The organism is Dactylosporangium sp. CA-092794 (assembly GCF_050948465.1).
GTDB lineage: Bacteria > Actinomycetota > Actinomycetes > Mycobacteriales > Micromonosporaceae > Dactylosporangium.
Map to the genome: position 1 here is coordinate 9,858,276 of NZ_CP192044.1, position 16,196 is coordinate 9,874,471.

The window sequence follows — 16,196 nt, forward strand, 5'->3', positions numbered from 1 at the left end:
TTGCCGAGGAGGCCCCGTTGACCACCGCCGCCGACGACCACCGCGCCACCGCCGGCCGCTTCACCGGACTGGTCCGCGGCGCCACCGACTGGGACGCGCCGGCCCCGTGCGAGGGCTGGGTGGCCCGCGACGTGGTCCGTCACCTGATCGAGTGGTCCCGCGGCTTCGTGCGCTTCGGAGCCGATGTCGAGCTGCCCGCCGGCCCGCCGGTCGACGCCGACCCGGTCGCCGCCTGGGAGGCGCACGCCGGCGCGGTCCAGGCCCTGCTGGACGACCCGGCCACCGCCGCCGTCGTGCTGCGCAACCCCAACACCGGCGAGCTGCCGCTGCCGGCCGCGATCGCCACCTTCTACACCTCCGACGTGTTCCTGCACACCTGGGACCTGGCCCGCGCCACCGGCCAGGACGAGCGCCTGGACCAGGCGCGCTGCGCGGCGATGCTCGAGGGCATGCTGCCCATGGACGCGCTGCTGCGCTCCAGCGGCCACTACGGCCCGCGCGTCGAGGTCCCCGACGACGCCGACCCGCAGACGAAGCTCCTCGCGTTCATCGGCCGCCGCCCCTGACCGCGGCCGCCGGGACCGACCACAGTGGACGTTCGTGCGGGATCCGCTCCAGCACTCCCCCGGCGAACACCTCATACAGCGGCAGCGTGCGCAGGTGGACGTAGCCGATGTGGCAGTCGCAGGTGTTGTTGGGGCAGGGCCGGGGGCCGCGGCGGGCCGCCCACGAGCCGTCGTAGAGGTTGCCCAGCGGCTCGGGCACGAAGTGGCAGCGGCGGACCGTGCCGTCGCCGAGCACCGAGATGACCTCGTCGCCGGTGCGGCAGTCCCGTCCCAGCGACTCGTGCGGCCGCACGCTGTAGCCGAACAGCGGATCGATCGCGGTCCACGCCGCCTCCTCCGCCGCCGAGTAGGCGTGGCCGTCCGCCGCGTTCACCCACAGATACGCCTCGGCGGGCAACTCGCGGCGCAGGACGGTCGCGGCGCCGAGGTGCTCTGGCAGCCCGACGATCCCCACCGAGTGCCGCACGCCGTGGCGGCGCAGCGTCGAACAGGCGGCCAGGAAGCGATCGAGGGTCGTCTGGCCCGGGTGGTACGTGCACCACAGCGCCAGCCGCGCCGGGTCAGCCCCGGCCACCCAGCCGAGCCGGCCGGACAGGTTGGTCTGGATCGCCGCCCGGCCGACGTGCGGCAGGTGGGAGAGCTCGACCAGGGCGGTGCGGTACCACGACCGGGTGAGCCCCTCCCCCCACGGCGTGAACAGCACCTCGACCTCGCCGCCGCCCGCCGCGGGCGCCTCGTCGCGAACCCAGGCGACGAACCGCTCCAGCGCGGCCCGGTCGGCGCGCAGCCGGTCGGGCGGGTCACGGCGCTTGGCGAACGGGCAATACGGGCAGTCGTAGTTGCAGCTGGCCAGCGGCCCGCGGTAGAGGATGCGGATCATCGCGGCACGTGCCCGGCCATCGCGGCGCGCACGCCGGCGGAGATCAGCCACGGCCCGATCGCGTCGGAGTGCGCCAGGCCCTCGGCGGTGAGCCGGTGCCCCTCGAGGTAGCCGGCGTCGCGCAGCCGGGCCAGGGCCGGGAAGTCGTCGTCGACGGCGGTGCCGAACCGGTCCCGATACCGCCCGGCGTCGAGCCCCTCGGCCCGTAGCAGCGACTTGAGCAGCCAGCGGCGGCGCTGCTCGGCACCGTCGAGCGCGAACCCGACCTCGGCCACGTCGAAGTCCCGCTCCGGCCGGGACAGGTAGTCGTCCAGGATGCCGCGCACCGGCCGGACCCCGACGGCGTAGTCGAACGAGTAGTGCAGGGCGGCGGTATACGACCGGGCGCCGCAGCCCAGCCCGACCATGCCGTCGTCCTGGCAGCAGTAATCGGCCCCGCCGTCCGACGCGCCGCCGCGCCGCCCGTCGGCCGCAGCCTCACGCCGCCCTTCCGGTGCTCCGTCACGCCACCCGTCCCCCGCGGCGTCACGTTGACCTTCCGGCACGGCGTCACGCTGACCTCCCGGCGCGCCGTCACGCCACGCGTCCGCGGTGGCGTCACGCCGCACCGACCGGGCGGCCTCGTGCTGCCCCGGCGGCGCGGGCTCAGGCCGCTCGGGCGGGGCGGCGTCGCGGTGACGGAACTGGCGCATCGACAGTTGCTCGTAGCCGGCGTCGGTGAGCCGGGCCACGGCGTGCCGGTAGAGCGCCAGCCGCTGCGCGTCCCACTGCGGGTCGGCCCCGTCGAGGGCGTGCCGGCCGAGCCCGGTCATCGGCCGGACGTAGAGCGGGTAGAGGTACAACTCCTCGGGCTTCCACTGCAGTGCGGCGGTGAGCGAGGTGTCCCAGGTCTCGCGGGTCTGGCCGGGGATGCCGTAGATCAGGTCCAGGTTGAGGGCGGCGGGGCCGGCGGCGCGGATCGCGGCGAGCGCGCGGTCGACCTCGGCGCGCCGCTGCGGGCGGCCGGCCGCGTGCGCCTCCCCGTCGAGAAAGCTCTGCACGCCGATGCTGATCCGGGTGGCGCCGCGCTCGGTGAGCACGGCGAGCCGCTCGGGGGTAGCCGTGGCCGGGGAGGTCTCCACCGACATCGGCACGGACCGCAGGCCGGCGCCGGTCGCGTCCTCGACCAGATCGAAGAGCTCGGTGAGCTCGCCCGCGGTGAGATACGTCGGGGTGCCGCCGCCGATCGCCGCCCGTGCGAACCGGGCGCCGGGGATCGCCGCCGCGACCCGGCGGGCCTGCCGGCGCAGCTGGGCGAGGTAGCCCGCGACCTGTCCCTCCGGCGGGTTGGCCCGGGTGAACAGGTTGCAGAACCCGCAGCGCATCTCGCAATACGGCACGTGGACGTAGAGGAACAGAGCGCTGCGGTCCTCGCCGGCCCAGACGTCGGCGAGGCGGGGCCGCGGGTCCAGCGGCCGGTAGGCGGTCTTGTGCGGATAGGCGTAGAGATATCCCTGATACGGCGAGCCGAGGTTCACCATGCGCCGGCCTCCAGGGTGAACTCCGCATACGGCACCGTCCACACGACCTCGTGCGCGACGCGGTGGCCGGTGTGGCCGTCCTCGCCGTAGGCGGTGCCGTGGTCGCTGCACATGATCACCCGGCACGGCCGGCCCCGCGAGGCGACCAGGCGCAGCAGCGTCGGCAGGTGCCGGTCGACATACTCCAGCGCCGCACCGTGGGAGGCGATCGAGTCGTGCGCCGCGCCCGGCAGGTAGTGCCGGTTGGGCTGGTGCATCGCGGCCACGTTGAGGAACGTGAACGCCGGCCCCGCCGGGGGCAGCACCTGCGCCAGCCGGGCCAGCTGCGCCTCGAAGCAGGCCGGGTTGGTGACGCCGAACTCGCTGGTCCAGTGCGCCTCGTCGAAGAGCCCCGGCAGGACCGCGCCCTGCGCCGAGGTCATCGCGAAGAACCCGACGCCGCCGAGGCAGATCGTGTGGTAGCCGACCGCGCGCAGCCCGGTGACGAGGTCGGGGGCGTCGAAGACCCAGGTGTCGGCGCCGACGGTGGTGCTGCCCGGGAATTGGGCGGCGAACGGCCGCTCGTGCGGGCCGGGGGTCACCGGGGTGGGCAGGAACCCGCCGAAGAACGCGTGGTGGGCGGCGTAGGTGAACGACGCCGGCGTGTGCCGCCGCTGCCACGCGCCGCCGGGCAGCACCCGGGCCAGGTTGGGCGTGCGGCCCCGGGCGAGCAGGTCGGCGGCCACGTCGAAGCGGAGCGTGTCGAGGGTGACGAAGAGCAGGTCGTGGCTGCCGAGCAGGGATCTCATGCGGCCACCGCCATCGCGGCCACCTCGGCCGCGTAAGTGTCCCGGCCGCCGGCCAGCAGCCCGGGCAGCAGGTCGCCGAACGCGTTGACCTCGGCCACGGCGTGGGTGGCGTAGCCGGGCGCGAACATCAGGTCGACGCCCACGTGCAGGCTGCCCGGGAAGCAGGCGGCGGCCCGCTCGCAGGTCTCCATCGCCTCCGTCCAGCGCCGCGGCCCCGCCGCGGCCCGGATCGCGGCCAGGTCGCCGCGGGCGTTGCCGAGGTGCAGGTTGGTCATCGGCGTGCGGCTGGTGCGGGCCACCACGTGCGTGGCCCGGCCGGCGACGACGACCACCCGCAGGTCGAAGACCCGCCCGTCGTGGCCCGCCTTGGGGAACCAGCGCTCGACGTGCAGCCCGTCGGCGCCGAGCCGGTCGACGATCGCGGCGGCCTGCCGCTCGTCGGTGTAGTGGTGCACCCGCAGCTCGTTGAACAGCCGCCCGTCGTCGAGGACCGCGGAGGTGTAGGCGCTCACCCGGCCCGCGGCGAAAGCGAGGGCCATCACGCCCGACGCGGAGCTGCCGTGGGCCGGCTTGACGAAGACCCGGGGCCAGCCGCTGGCGCGGACGTCGGCATAGCCGGCGGCGGCGAACCCGTCGGGCACCGGCACGCCCCGCTCGCGCAGCAGGGCGTGGCAGCGGCGCTTGTCGAAGAGCACGGCCAGGTCGCCGACCGGGTTGAGCAGCGGCCCGGTGGCCCGGCGCTCGACCCGGCGGGCCGCCGCGAGGAAGCCCCGATACCACTCGGCGAGCCCGACGATCTCGCCGTGGGCGGCCGGCTCGTCGGCGCCGCGCAGCAGCCGGTCGACCTCCGCGTCCTCGCCCGGGGACTCCAGCCGGATGGTCGAGCCGGGTGCGATGGCGAAATCGCCCGCGCACACCTCCCGCCAGTCGACCACGTCGGGATCGCCGAGCCCGCCCGCCACCGCGGCGGCGCGGAACAGCTCCACCCGCCGGTGCCCGCGGATCCCGACCACCGTGATGGCGCTCATTCCGCCACCGACACGTATCTGAAGCCGTCCTCTTCCTCGTCCTGCTCGTCGCTGGTGTCGACGTCGACGCCGGGCAGCTCCTGCGCCAGCCGCTCGGCGAGGTCGGCGGACATGAAGTGGTGGGACAGGTTGAGCGCCGTCAGGTGGGTCAGCGGCTGGCCGAGCAGCAGCGACTCCGCGCCCGCGTCGGACAGCGCGCCGAGCGACAGATCCAGCTCCCGCAGCCGGGCCACCACCGGCGCGGCGGCCACGGCCGCGGCGAGCTCGTCGGCGATCTCCGCGTTGCGCAGGGCGAGGCGGCGCAGCGCCGGTAAATCCGCGCCGCCGAGGATCGGGGCGAGGTCCTCGACCGAGACGTCGCCGCCATACTCCTGGACGCCCAGCCACAGCTCCAGGTCCTCCAGCGCGGGGAACGACGAGTCGGCGATGCCGCGGACGAACTCGACCGGCAGGCCGCCGCTCTGCACGGCCAGCTCCCGCAGCCGCCGGTGCCGCACCGGGGAGAGCCGCAGCCCGTCGGCGCCGCGGATCCACAACACCTCCAGCGCCGGGAACGCCGCGAGCAGCGGCGCGACGTCGTCGTGCTTGATCCAGGAGATCTCGCACTCCTCCGCGGTCATCTCGCCGATGAACAGCGCGCGCAGGTTGGGCAGCCGGTCGCGGGCCCCGGTCAGCATGTCGAGCGGCGGCGGGTCTTCGAACGGGTCGCCCCACTGGCCGATCACCAGCGCCCGCACCGTCGCGCCGCCGACCGTGTCGAGCAACCCGTCGAACGCCGCCCGGACCCCCTCACCGTCGCCGTAGCCGGATTCGATCCGCCACGCGACCGCCTGGCCGGCCCGTCGCGCGGCCTCCCGGCGGCCCCCCGGGCCGGGGTTGAAGCGCTGCACGGGCAGACCGGCAAACGAGGTGATGTTGCTGCCGTTCGTCATGGGCGGGACGTTAGCAGGACCCTCTGACATTTCTCGGCGCGTCGGCCGGGAGCAGCGGAGACGCGAGATTCCAGCCCTGGGCGAGCAATGCGTCGCAGGCGCGGACCGCGGCGGTGAGCCGGGCGCGGTACGGCCCGGTCAGCTCGATCCACGGCACCCCGCTCGCGGCGAGCTCGGCGCGGAACCGCCCGGTCATCCAGGCGCGCAGATGCTCGCCGTCACGCATGCCGTCGTCCTCAAACGGCACGCCCTCGTCGCTTGTCAAGAGGTACAGCGCCGGTTTACGCGCAGCGTCACGGACTGCTGACGATGTGCTGCCCAAGTAGCGCTCTTCCCAAATCGCTGTTGCCAAACTGTCGGTGTCACAGACCAGAATGGGACCGCCGGATCGGGCGGCGGCGTCCTCGGCGGCGTTCTGCTCCCGCGCGACGGTCACGAAGTCCTCGCGCGTCCAGACGAGGTCGACCACGCCCTGATCCGGTGCCAGATCGGCCAATTTCGCCGACGTCAGCGTGCGACCGTATTCCTCGACCCAGGTGGTACCGGCGAAAACTCCTCCGCGCAGGCGAAGATGCGTGGCCAGGGCGCGGGCCAGCGTCGTGGTGCCCGTCGACTCCGCGCCGACGACCACCACCCGGCGGGCAAACCAGCCACGCACCGGCGGCGACAGGAACGGCCAGGCGGCCACCGGGTCGGCGCGCACCGCGGTGCCGGAGACGGGCACGGCGGCCCGGGCCGGGTCGACCGGCACGTGCACGGCACCGAAGCGACGGGCCAGTTCGTCGCCGTACCCCTCGGAAGAAAACACACGATCGACCGGGCGATCGCCGACGGCCGCGCGGAACAGCGCGCAGTGGGCCTCCCAGACCTCCGCCGATCCGTAGTCGATCGGCAGGTCGTCGTGGATGCCGACGAAGCGCACGTGCGGGCTGCCGGCATGGACCTCGCGCAGCCACACCAGCCGGTCCGCCAACGGGATCGACTCCACTGTGGATGGTGCGACGACCACGGTCACCTCGTCGCAGGCCCGCGCGGCCGTGTCGATGAGGTGGTGGTGCCCGGCGTGCGGCGGGTAGAACTTGCCGACGATCAGTCCGTGGACCACGCCGGCCTCGCCTCGCTCGCGGCACGCAGCTCCGCCCGCCAGGCCCGCAGCCCGAGCCCGCACAGCGCCAGGAAGACCAGGTAGAGCAGCGCGGTCAGCCACAGGTTCTTGTAGCCGTAGAGGGGGACGTAGACGACGTCGACGGCGATCCACAGCCACCAGCTCTCCACGAGCCGGCGGGTCTGGCCGTAGGTGGCCAGCAGCGACACCGCGGTCGTGGCGGCGTCGGGCCAGGGCACGGTCGACTCGGTGAAGCGGTCGAGGTACCACCACAGCACCACGGTGAGGCCGACGCCCGCGGCGCCGAGCCACCACCACTCGGCCCGGGTCGTCGTGCGCACCCGCTGCACGAGCGCGCCCGTGCTCCACCGCCACCAGCCGTAGGCCCCGAGCACCACGTAGACGACCTGCAGCCAGGCGTCGCCGTAGAGGCCCGCGTGCCAGAAGGCGACCATGAGCAGCAGGACGTTGGCGATGCCCAGCGGCCAGTTGGCGATGTGTTGCCGCACGACCAGGTACACCGTCGCCAGTCCGCTGGCGAAGCCGAGCAGCTCGGCCCAGGTCGTCGCGGCGCCGAGGGCGTGGAACGCCGGGGAGGTCAGCCAGTCGAGCACCGAGGTCCTTTACCCTTGCGGAATGGTTCTGGAGGTCGCACTGATCGACGTGCTCGAAGGCCGCGAGGATGAATTCGCCGCCGCTTACCGTAAGGCTCAGGAAATTCTCGTGACCACACCGGGCTGCCGCTCGGTGCGGATGACCCGGGGCGTCGAGAGTCCCTCACGGTTCGTCCTGCTGGTGGAGTGGGACTCCGTGGAGGCACACCTGGACAACTTCCGCGCCACCGAGCGCTTCGGTCAGTGGCGCGGGCTCATCGGCCCCTACTTCGACGGCGCCCCGCGCGTCGAGCACTTCACCGACCTCGAGCCTTAGTCGCCCGCCTTCTTGTAGACGATGTAGTCCAGGTTCGTGGTGTAGAGCGCGCCGGTCAGCAACTCGCCGGTGCGGGTCATGAACCACCCGTAACGGTCCTCGCTGGTCCGCACGCACACCTTCGCCCCCGGCAGCAGGGTCGCGAGCAGCACCTGGCTGCTCCACTGCGGGAGCGGCACCGCCGAGCAGGCGGCCAGCGAGGGCGTTTCCGCCGTGGTCAGCACCGCGAACTTGGCCCCGTTCGCCGCCGAGATGCCCAGTGCCCCGGCGGTCGCGTCGGCGCCGGCGATCTGCTTGCTGCCGCTGTCGAAGTCGTACGCGTCGTCGGGCTGCCCGGCCAGCACCGCCAGCTGGGCGGTCCCGGAGCGCAGGATGCTGGTCGCCGGCGGCGGCGCGACCGCTGGGGCCGTCGTGGCTTCGGCGCTGCTGCCCGCGCTTGGCTGCGCCGTCGCACTGGCGGCAGCGCTCGGGGTAGCGCCACCCGCGCTCGGGACAGCGCCGCCGGTGCTTCCGCCCCCGGCCCCGCCACCGGCGTCCAAGGACGGGTCCGCGATGACCGCAGGGTCCGCAGTGGCGGTCGCGTCGAACGAAGGGGTACTCACGGCGATGGCGTCGTTGTCCCGCGCCGAATGCTTGCGTGTCGCCAGCACCCCGCCGACGGCCGCGATGACCAGCACGACCAGCCCGGCGACGAGCGCGACGACCCGCCCCTTGCGCGAGGGCTCGGGCACGGCCTCCTCAACGACCAGGGGCGCTTCCTCCGCGGCGGGCGGGGCCGGCTGGCGCGGCACGATCGAGTACGCCGAGGTGGGCCAGCCGGAGCCACCGTCCAGCGGCGAGTCCGACATCCAGCCACGCCGGCTCTTCGGCCGCGGCGGCGAACCGTTCACCTGGTCGTGGCTGTGCTCCGTCGGCGGGTCCTGCCGTTGGGGGTGTCCCGGCTCCATGCGGCGCGTCCTTCTGGTCCTGGCAATTGTGCAGTTGCCCGGCAGAGTATCGCTGACCGCCACCTCTCGCGCCACGGCGGAACGGTCGCTCTCAGCGGGCCAGCATCTGCGCGACCGCGGAGGCGCCGCTGGCCGTGTACCAACCGCTCACGGCCAGTACGCCCAGCACCGCCACGGCGGCCAGGAACGCCCTCGCCTCCGGCCGGGCCTGCCACGCCCGCCGACCGCGCCGGTGCCGCGCCCGCCGCAGCAGCCGGCGACCACTCGCAATCACCCCACCACGCTGCGGCATGAAGCCTGCCCAATCGCGGCGCGCCAGGCCCGGCCGGCCCAGGCTGTGTCGCCCCACTGTCATGATCGCCCCCCCGAATCTCACCTGAGTCGGAAGATATCTTGACAAACCGTGCAATCCGTGCAAACCACGCCGCCACACCCCCGCCCGCGTGCGACGATTCACCTTCCGGTGTGATGGTCACCATGAGGATGGTTGGGCTGACCGGCGGTATCGGCGCCGGCAAGAGCGCGGTCGCGACCCGGCTGGCGGCCCTGGGCGCCGTGATCATCGACGCCGACCGGATCGCCCGCGAGGTCGTGGAGCCGGGCACGGCCGGCCTGGCCAGGGTCGCCGAGGCCTTCGGCGACAAGGTGCTCACGCCGGACGGCGCGCTCGACCGCGCGGCGCTGGCGAGCGTCGTCTTCGCCGACGACGACGCCCGCCGCCGCCTGGAGGAGATCACGCATCCGCTGGTCCGTGCGCGCTCGGCCGAACTCATCGCGGCGGCCCCGCCGGACGCGGTCGTGGTCAATGACGTGCCGCTGATCGTCGAGAAGGGCATGGCCGGGCTGTACGAGCTGGTCATCGTGGTCTTCGCGACCCTGCAGACGCGGCTGGACCGGCTGACCCGGCTGCGCGGCATGACCCACGACGAGGCCATGGCCCGCATCGCGAAACAGGCGACGGACGAGCAGCGCCGCGCCGTCGCGGACATCGCGATCGAGAACGACGGCACCCCGGAAGACCTGGACCGCGCGGTCGCGACCGCCTGGGAGCGCATCAAGTCCGCCTGATTGCGGCATTTCCCGGGAGTGGTACTGCATGAGGCCGCCCCGTTGGCGCGGTCCACGACACGCAGGGGCGCTCGCGGCGGCCGGTCGCGCGCTTCGCGCGATCCGTCCCTGGTGCGCTCGCCGACCGTGAGGGGCCGGGGCAGCAACCGGGCGCCGGGAGGACCCGCGTGATGGGCGGGCCGGCTCTCCGGTCGGCCGCCGCGAGCGGCCTACGCCATCTACCGTAGACCGGTGATGTTCCCCACACAATCGTCAGGCTGAATACGATCGAGTACCCAGGGCGAGGGCCCCAAAAACTGTCGTACCCCGCGCGTACGGTTGGGTCATGGCGCTCGACATCCCACGCTTGGACCGCCGTTTCGAGGTGGTCAGCGACTACACGCCCTCCGGCGACCAGCCCACGGCGATCGAGGCGCTCGCCAAGCGGGTGCGCGCCGGTGAGCGGCACACGGTCCTGCTCGGCGCGACCGGCACCGGCAAGAGCGCGACCACGGCGTGGCTGGTGGAGCGGCTGCAGCGCCCGACGCTGGTGCTCGCCCACAACAAGACCCTGGCCGCGCAGCTGGCCAAGGAGTTCCGCGACCTGATGCCGCAGAACGCGGTCGAATACTTCGTCAGCTACTACGACTACTACCAGCCCGAGGCCTACATCCCGCAGACCGACACCTACATCGAGAAGGACTCGTCGGTCAACGAGGAGGTGGAGCGGCTGCGGCACTCGGCGACGATGAGCCTGCTGACCCGGCGCGACGTCATTGTGGTCGCGACCGTGTCGGCGATCTACGGCCTGGGCACGCCGGAGGAGTATCTGGATCGGGCGGCCAAGGTCACCGTCGGCGAGGAGATCGACCGCGACAAGCTGCTGCGACGACTGGTCGATATCCAGTACACGCGCAACGACATGGCGTTCAACCGGGGCACCTTCCGCGTCCGCGGTGACACGCTGGAGATCATCCCGGCGTATGAGGAGCTGGCGATCCGCATCGAGTTCTTCGGCGACGAGATCGAGCGGCTGTCGTATCTCCACCCGCTCACCGGCGACGAGATCCGCCAGACGGACTCGCTGATGATCTTCCCGGCGACGCACTACGCGGCCGGGCCGGAGCGCATGGAGCGGGCCATCGCCGCCATCGAGGTGGAGCTGGAGGAGCGCCTCGCCGAGCTCGAGCGGGAGGGCAAGCTGCTGGAGGCTCAACGACTGCGCATGCGCACCACCTACGACGTGGAGATGATGCGCCAGGTCGGCTTCTGCAACGGCATCGAGAACTACTCCCGGCACATCGACGGCCGGGAGGCCGGCAGCCCGCCGCACTGCCTGCTCGACTACTTCCCCGACGACTTCCTGACGGTGATCGACGAGTCGCACGCGACCGTCCCGCAGATCGGCGGCATGTACGAGGGCGATGCCTCCCGCAAGCGCACGCTGGTCGAGCACGGCTTCCGGCTGCCCAGCGCCCAGGACAACCGGCCGCTGCGCTTCGACGAGTTCGAGGATCGGGTCGGCCAGACGGTTTACCTGTCGGCGACTCCCGGGCCGTGGGAGCTGGACAAGACGCAAGGCGAGTTCGTGGAGCAGGTCATTCGCCCGACCGGACTGGTCGACCCCGAGGTGGTGCTCAAGCCGACCAAGGGCCAGATCGACGACCTCATGCACGAGATCAAGCTGCGCACCGAGCGCGACGAGCGGGTCCTGGTCACGACCCTGACGAAGAAGATGGCCGAGGACCTCACCGACTACCTGCTGGAGCACGGCATCCGGGTGCGTTACCTGCACTCGGAGGTCGACACGCTGCGCCGGGTGGAGCTGCTGCGCGAGCTGCGCCGCGGTGAGTTCGACGTGCTCGTCGGCATCAACCTGCTGCGCGAGGGCCTCGACCTGCCGGAGGTCAGCCTGGTCGCGATCCTCGATGCGGACAAGGAGGGGTTCCTGCGCTCAGGCACCAGCCTGATCCAGACCATCGGCCGCGCGGCCCGCAACGTGTCCGGCCAGGTCCACATGTATGCGGACAAGATGACCCCGTCGATGGCGCTGGCGATCGACGAGACCAACCGCCGGCGCGACAAGCAGACGGCCTACAACAAGGCCAACGGCATCGACCCGCAGCCGCTGCGCAAGAAGCTCGGCGACATCCTCGACGACATCTACCGCGAGGCCGAGGACACGGCGGGCGCCGTGACCGGCCACGGCCCGGGCGGCGCCGTCGCCATCGGCGGCGGCCGGCAGATGAGCCGCGGCAAGTCGCCGGAGAACATCCGCGCCCGCCAGAAGGGCGGCGGCACGAAGGGCGCCGCGACCGCGGCGGCCGCCGGGTCCGCACCCGCCCGCGCTGGCATGGCCCGCGCCGAGCTGGCCTCGCTCATCCAGGACCTGAACGACCAGATGCTGGGCGCGGCCCGCGAGCTGCAGTTCGAGCTGGCCGCCCGCATCCGCGACGAGGTAGCCGAGCTGAAGAAGGAACTCCGCGCGATGGACGTGGCCGGCGTGAAGTAGCGACCTCCTGCCCCCGGGGGCAGGACCTCTCCGGGGCGGGGGCCGGGGTGCGCCCCCGCCCGCCTTCGCCGTCGTTGGTGCTTGCCGTGGGGGCGTTGCGGGCCGTCGTGGTTTTCCGCCGCCCGAGGCGAGGTCGGGGCGCGAGTTTGCGGCCGTTTTCCTGGTCAAACCCGCTGGCCGCCGGACGACATCGGGTCCGACCGCCGGTTGCGGCCGCCTCGCGTTGCAGCCCTGCCAGAGCCGTGTGCCATTCGCCCGGCCGACCTTCGGAACGGAAGGATTCGCGGTTACTGCAGGCGTGCACCGCGATCACACTCCGCGTGCGCTCGAGGCTGTCTTGGCTGCGGCGGACACAACTCTCCACGATCATGCACATGGCCACTCGGACACCACGGGTTTTTCATGATCATGGATACATATGGTACCTATGGGTACATAAACACTCCGTGATCATGAAAAACCCGGGTGCGGGTCGCGAGTTCGGCATGATCACGGAGACTTACGGCCGCGCCGACCGGCGGGCGACGGCCGGCGAGCGACGGGCGGGCGGGCGGCGAGCGACGGGCGGGCGGCGAGCGCGTGGGCGGGCGACGGGCGACGGGCGGCCGGGCGGCGGGCGCGTGGGCGGGCGACGGGCGACGGGCGGCCGGGCGGCGGGCGCGTGGGCGGGCGACGGGCGACGGGCGGCGGGCGACGAGCGACGGCCGGCGAGCGACGGGCGGGCGACGGCGGGTGGGCGACGGGCGGGCGACGGCGGGTGGGCGACGGCCGGGCGGGCGGGCGGCGGGTAGCGGGCGGTGGGTGCGGGCGGATGTGGAGAAGCCCCGGCCCGTGTTGGGGCCGGGGCTTCTTCGTGGTGCTGGGTGGGTGGGTGGTGGTGCGGGTGGTGCTAGGTCAGCTCTTGCCGCCGGCGAGCTTCTCGCGCAGGGCGGCCAGGGCCTCGTCGGTGGCGAGGGTGCCGGAGGGCTCCTCCGGGGCGCGGGCTGCGGTCGGGGTCGACGAGCTGACCGAGCCGCCGGTGGCCGGGGCGGCTGCGGCCGGCTCGGCGGTGGCGTCGGCCTGGCGGGCGGACTGCACCTGCTTGGTGTGGGCCTCCCAGCGCTGGCGGGCCTCAGCGTACTGCTGCTCCCACGCCTCGCGCTGCTTCTCGAAGCCGGGCATCCACTCGGCGGTCTCCGGGTCGAAGCCCTCCGGGTAGATGTAGTTGCCCTGCTCGTCGTAGGTGGCCGACATGCCGTAGAGGGTCGGGTCGAAGTGCTCCTCGCCCTCGACGAAGCCCTCGTTGGCCTGCTTGAGCGACAGGGAGATCCGGCGGCGCTCCAGGTCGATGTCGATGACCTTGACCATGACGTCGGAGCCGACCTGGACGACCTGCTCGGGGATCTCCACGTGGCGCTCGGCCAGCTCGGAGATGTGCACCAGGCCCTCGATGCCGTCGTCGACGCGGACGAAGGCGCCGAACGGGACGAGCTTGGTGACCTTACCGGGCACGATCTGCTGGATGGCGTGGGTGCGGGCGAACTGACGCCACGGGTCCTCCTGGGTCGCCTTCAGCGACAGGGAGACGCGCTCGCGGTCCAGATCGACGTCGAGGACCTCGACCTCCACCTCCTGGCCGACCTCGACCACCTCGGACGGGTGATCGATGTGCTTCCAGGACAGCTCGGAGACGTGGACCAGGCCGTCGACACCACCGAGGTCGACGAACGCACCGAAGTTGACGATCGAAGAGACGACGCCCTTGCGGACCTGGCCCTTCTGCAGCTTGTGCAGGAACTCGGTGCGCACCTCGGACTGGGTCTGCTCGAGGTAGGCCCGGCGGGACAGGACCACGTTGTTGCGGTTCTTGTCCAGCTCGATAATCTTCGCCTCGAGCTCGCGGCCCACATACGGCTGCAGGTCGCGCACCCGGCGCATCTCGACGAGCGAGGCCGGCAGGAAGCCGCGCAGCCCGATGTCGAGGATAAGACCACCCTTGACAACCTCGATGACGGAGCCGCGGACGACGCCGTCGTCCTCCTTGATCTTCTCGATCGTGCCCCACGCGCGCTCGTACTGCGCACGCTTCTTCGAGAGGATCAGGCGGCCTTCCTTGTCCTCCTTCTGCAGGACGAGGGCCTCGATGTGGTCACCGACCGACACGACCTCAGCAGGGTCGACATCATGCTTGATCGACAGCTCGCGCGAGGGAATGACACCCTCGGTCTTGTAGCCGATGTCGAGCAGGACCTCGTCCCGATCGACCTTGACGACGGTGCCTTCGACGATGTCGCCGTCATTGAAGTACTTGATGGTCTCGTCGATGGCGGCGAGGAACGCCTCCTCGGAACCGAGGTCGTCGACGGTGACCTTGTTGCTGCTGGCGCTCGAGGTGGCCTCGATGCTGCTCGTCATGTGGGCTGTTGCTCCGGTCGGTGGATTTGCGGTGGGTGGACCTGCGCGCTCCCGCGGACCCGTCGTCGGGCACAACCCACCAGTCGCAGTGCAGGATCAGTGCATTGGATGCTCAGGATGTGTTCGGCGACCGTGAGCCTGCTCCATGCCGAGGCGCACAAACCCACGAGTGCACCGATCAGCCTACCCTGCGCAATACCACATGGTCCAACCCTCCCCCAGACCCGATCTGCCGACTTCGCCAGGGCCTAAGTTGCTCCCCATGGAATCGTCACCTGACGCAGGCGTCACACGACGCGCCGTGAGTCCCGCCGAGAGCCGCCGGGCCAGCCGACGCTGGTGGGACGACGACGCCGACGCCTACCAGGCAGAACACGGTTCCTTCCTGGGCGATGCCGACTTCGTCTGGTGCCCCGAGGGCCTGCGCGAGGCCGACGCGCACCTGCTCGGCGACGTCACCGGCAAGCTGGTAATGGAGATCGGCTGCGGCGCCGCCGCCTGCTCCCGCTGGCTCAAGACCCAGGGCGCGCGACCGATTGCGGCCGATCTGTCCGCCGGAATGCTCCGCCACGCCCGCGCCGGAGCCACCCGTTCGGGTGTCGAGGTACCCCTGCTGCAGGCCGACGCGAGCGCCCTGCCGTTCGCCGAGGGCGTATTCGACATCGTCTGCACGGCCTTCGGCGCGGTGCCGTTCGTGGCGGACTCGGCCCGCGTCATGCGCGAGGTCCACCGCGTCCTGCGCCCCGGCGGCCGCTGGGCGTTCTCGATCACCCATCCCATGCGCTGGGTGTTCCTCGACGACCCGGGCGAGGGCGGACTGGTCGCCGTCCACTCGTACTTCGACCGCCGCGCCTACGTCGAAGAGGACGAACGCCACATTCCGACCTACGTCGAGCAGCACCGCACCCTCGGCGACCGCATCCGCGAGCTGGTCTCCGCCGGCTTCGTCCTGGACGACCTGATCGAGCCCGAGTGGCCGAACGGCCACAAGGAGACCTGGGGCCAGTGGAGCCCGCTGCGCGGCAAGATCTTCCCCGGCACCGCCATCTTCGTGACCACCAAGCCGGCACCCTAAAACCGCATAAAGACCGATATTTCCGCTTTAGCCAACGCCAATGCACCAAACCGCCAAGGCACGGCGCACACGTCGGCAAGAGTCGGCATCAGACGGGCATGAGCGATATTTCGGAAATGTCCGTCCGGGTCGAGGGTGCGGGCATGGTGTTCGAGCAGGTGCACGACCGACCGGCGAGGTTTCCACGCCAACGGTCGTCGGACTCGTTAGGACTCGCTCTGCCACGGAGCCGCGAGCAGACCGGGCAAAGGCCGCAATCGGTACGAGCAACAGATCGGAGCAGCGGCAACCGGACGGACGCAGGTCGGAAAGCTCACCCGGTATCTCACCCTGCGGACGGACTCCGCCAGCGCGGTCATCGGCGCCGACCCCGGGCCGACGCGGCGGGACGGTGCGATGCGGTGCGGTGCGGATGTCGCACCCGCCGGGCGCAACCTCCGATCCGGGCGGCCCGGGGCGGATGAAAGTCTCC

At 72.1% G+C, this 16,196-nt stretch carries 14 protein-coding genes and 1 pseudogene; 5 read left to right on the forward strand and 10 right to left on the reverse strand.

Features of this window, described 5'->3' with window-relative positions; translation table 11 throughout:
* The first annotated feature begins 17 nt into the window (after positions 1 to 17).
* Positions 18 to 566 carry a TIGR03086 family metal-binding protein gene (locus ACQPXD_RS42220; protein WP_432828333.1) on the forward strand — a complete coding sequence of 183 codons (549 nt, stop codon included), beginning with the start codon at positions 18 to 20 and terminating at the stop codon, positions 564 to 566.
* Here the strand turns inward: ACQPXD_RS42220 and ACQPXD_RS42225 are convergent.
* The 7 genes from ACQPXD_RS42225 to pnuC are packed head-to-tail and all read right to left on the reverse strand — an operon-like array spanning position 547 to position 7,433.
* Positions 547 to 1,446, reverse strand: coding sequence for an STM4011 family radical SAM protein (locus ACQPXD_RS42225; protein ID WP_432828335.1), 900 nt, complete (start codon positions 1,444 to 1,446; stop codon positions 547 to 549). The two genes, ACQPXD_RS42220 and ACQPXD_RS42225, sit on opposite strands and share 20 nt — an antisense overlap.
* On the reverse strand, positions 1,443 to 2,966 hold the full coding sequence (locus ACQPXD_RS42230; RefSeq protein ID WP_432828337.1) for an STM4012 family radical SAM protein: 1,524 nt from the start codon (positions 2,964 to 2,966) through the stop codon (positions 1,443 to 1,445). The genes ACQPXD_RS42225 and ACQPXD_RS42230 overlap by 4 nt, the downstream gene beginning before the upstream one ends.
* Positions 2,960 to 3,754 (reverse strand): STM4013/SEN3800 family hydrolase, encoded by a 795-nt coding sequence (locus ACQPXD_RS42235; RefSeq protein WP_432828339.1) that lies wholly within the window; start codon positions 3,752 to 3,754, stop codon positions 2,960 to 2,962. Before ACQPXD_RS42235 ends, ACQPXD_RS42230 begins: the two co-directional genes overlap by 7 nt.
* Entirely contained in the window at positions 3,751 to 4,782 is a 1,032-nt protein-coding gene (locus ACQPXD_RS42240) for an STM4014 family protein (protein ID WP_432828341.1), read from the reverse strand. Before ACQPXD_RS42240 ends, ACQPXD_RS42235 begins: the two co-directional genes overlap by 4 nt.
* Complete coding sequence (locus tag ACQPXD_RS42245) at positions 4,779 to 5,714, reverse strand: STM4015 family protein (protein ID WP_432828343.1); 936 nt, start codon at positions 5,712 to 5,714, stop codon at positions 4,779 to 4,781. Before ACQPXD_RS42245 ends, ACQPXD_RS42240 begins: the two co-directional genes overlap by 4 nt.
* A gap of 10 nt (positions 5,715 to 5,724) precedes the next feature.
* Positions 5,725 to 6,819 carry an AAA family ATPase gene (locus ACQPXD_RS42250; RefSeq protein WP_432828345.1) on the reverse strand — a complete coding sequence of 365 codons (1,095 nt, stop codon included), beginning with the start codon at positions 6,817 to 6,819 and terminating at the stop codon, positions 5,725 to 5,727.
* Positions 6,804 to 7,433: a nicotinamide riboside transporter PnuC gene (gene pnuC / locus ACQPXD_RS42255; protein ID WP_432828347.1), complete on the reverse strand. Its 630-nt coding sequence runs from the start codon at positions 7,431 to 7,433 to the stop codon at positions 6,804 to 6,806. The genes ACQPXD_RS42250 and pnuC overlap by 16 nt, the downstream gene beginning before the upstream one ends.
* A 22-nt stretch (positions 7,434 to 7,455) precedes the next feature.
* On the opposite strand from pnuC, the gene ACQPXD_RS42260 reads away from it, so the two are divergent.
* Positions 7,456 to 7,749, forward strand: a complete 294-nt coding sequence (locus ACQPXD_RS42260) for an antibiotic biosynthesis monooxygenase family protein (protein WP_432828349.1) — start codon at positions 7,456 to 7,458, stop codon at positions 7,747 to 7,749.
* Here the strand turns inward: ACQPXD_RS42260 and ACQPXD_RS42265 are convergent.
* Both ACQPXD_RS42265 and ACQPXD_RS42270 read right to left on the reverse strand, forming a co-directional pair.
* Entirely contained in the window at positions 7,746 to 8,696 is a 951-nt protein-coding gene (locus ACQPXD_RS42265; RefSeq protein ID WP_432828351.1) for a hypothetical protein, read from the reverse strand. The genes ACQPXD_RS42260 and ACQPXD_RS42265 overlap by 4 nt on opposite strands.
* A gap of 91 nt (positions 8,697 to 8,787) precedes the next feature.
* On the reverse strand, positions 8,788 to 8,970 hold the full coding sequence (locus tag ACQPXD_RS42270) for a hypothetical protein (protein WP_432828353.1): 183 nt from the start codon (positions 8,968 to 8,970) through the stop codon (positions 8,788 to 8,790).
* Between the two features lie 203 nt (positions 8,971 to 9,173).
* On the opposite strand from ACQPXD_RS42270, the pseudogene coaE reads away from it, so the two are divergent.
* Together coaE and uvrB are read left to right on the forward strand one after the other, a co-directional pair.
* Positions 9,174 to 9,743: pseudogene (coaE, locus tag ACQPXD_RS42275) on the forward strand (dephospho-CoA kinase); the annotation flags it as partial.
* Positions 9,744 to 10,089: 346 nt separating this feature from the next.
* Positions 10,090 to 12,255: an excinuclease ABC subunit UvrB gene (gene uvrB / locus ACQPXD_RS42280; protein WP_432828355.1), complete on the forward strand. Its 2,166-nt coding sequence runs from the start codon at positions 10,090 to 10,092 to the stop codon at positions 12,253 to 12,255.
* An 894-nt stretch (positions 12,256 to 13,149) separates the two neighbouring features.
* Here uvrB and rpsA read toward each other — a convergent pair.
* Positions 13,150 to 14,649, reverse strand: a complete 1,500-nt coding sequence (gene rpsA, locus ACQPXD_RS42285; RefSeq protein ID WP_432828357.1) for a 30S ribosomal protein S1 — start codon at positions 14,647 to 14,649, stop codon at positions 13,150 to 13,152.
* A gap of 262 nt (positions 14,650 to 14,911) precedes the next feature.
* Here rpsA and ACQPXD_RS42290 point away from each other — a divergent pair, with 262 nt between their 5' ends.
* Positions 14,912 to 15,724 carry a class I SAM-dependent methyltransferase gene (locus tag ACQPXD_RS42290; RefSeq protein ID WP_432828359.1) on the forward strand — a complete coding sequence of 271 codons (813 nt, stop codon included), beginning with the start codon at positions 14,912 to 14,914 and terminating at the stop codon, positions 15,722 to 15,724.
* Positions 15,725 to 16,196 lie beyond the last annotated feature (472 nt).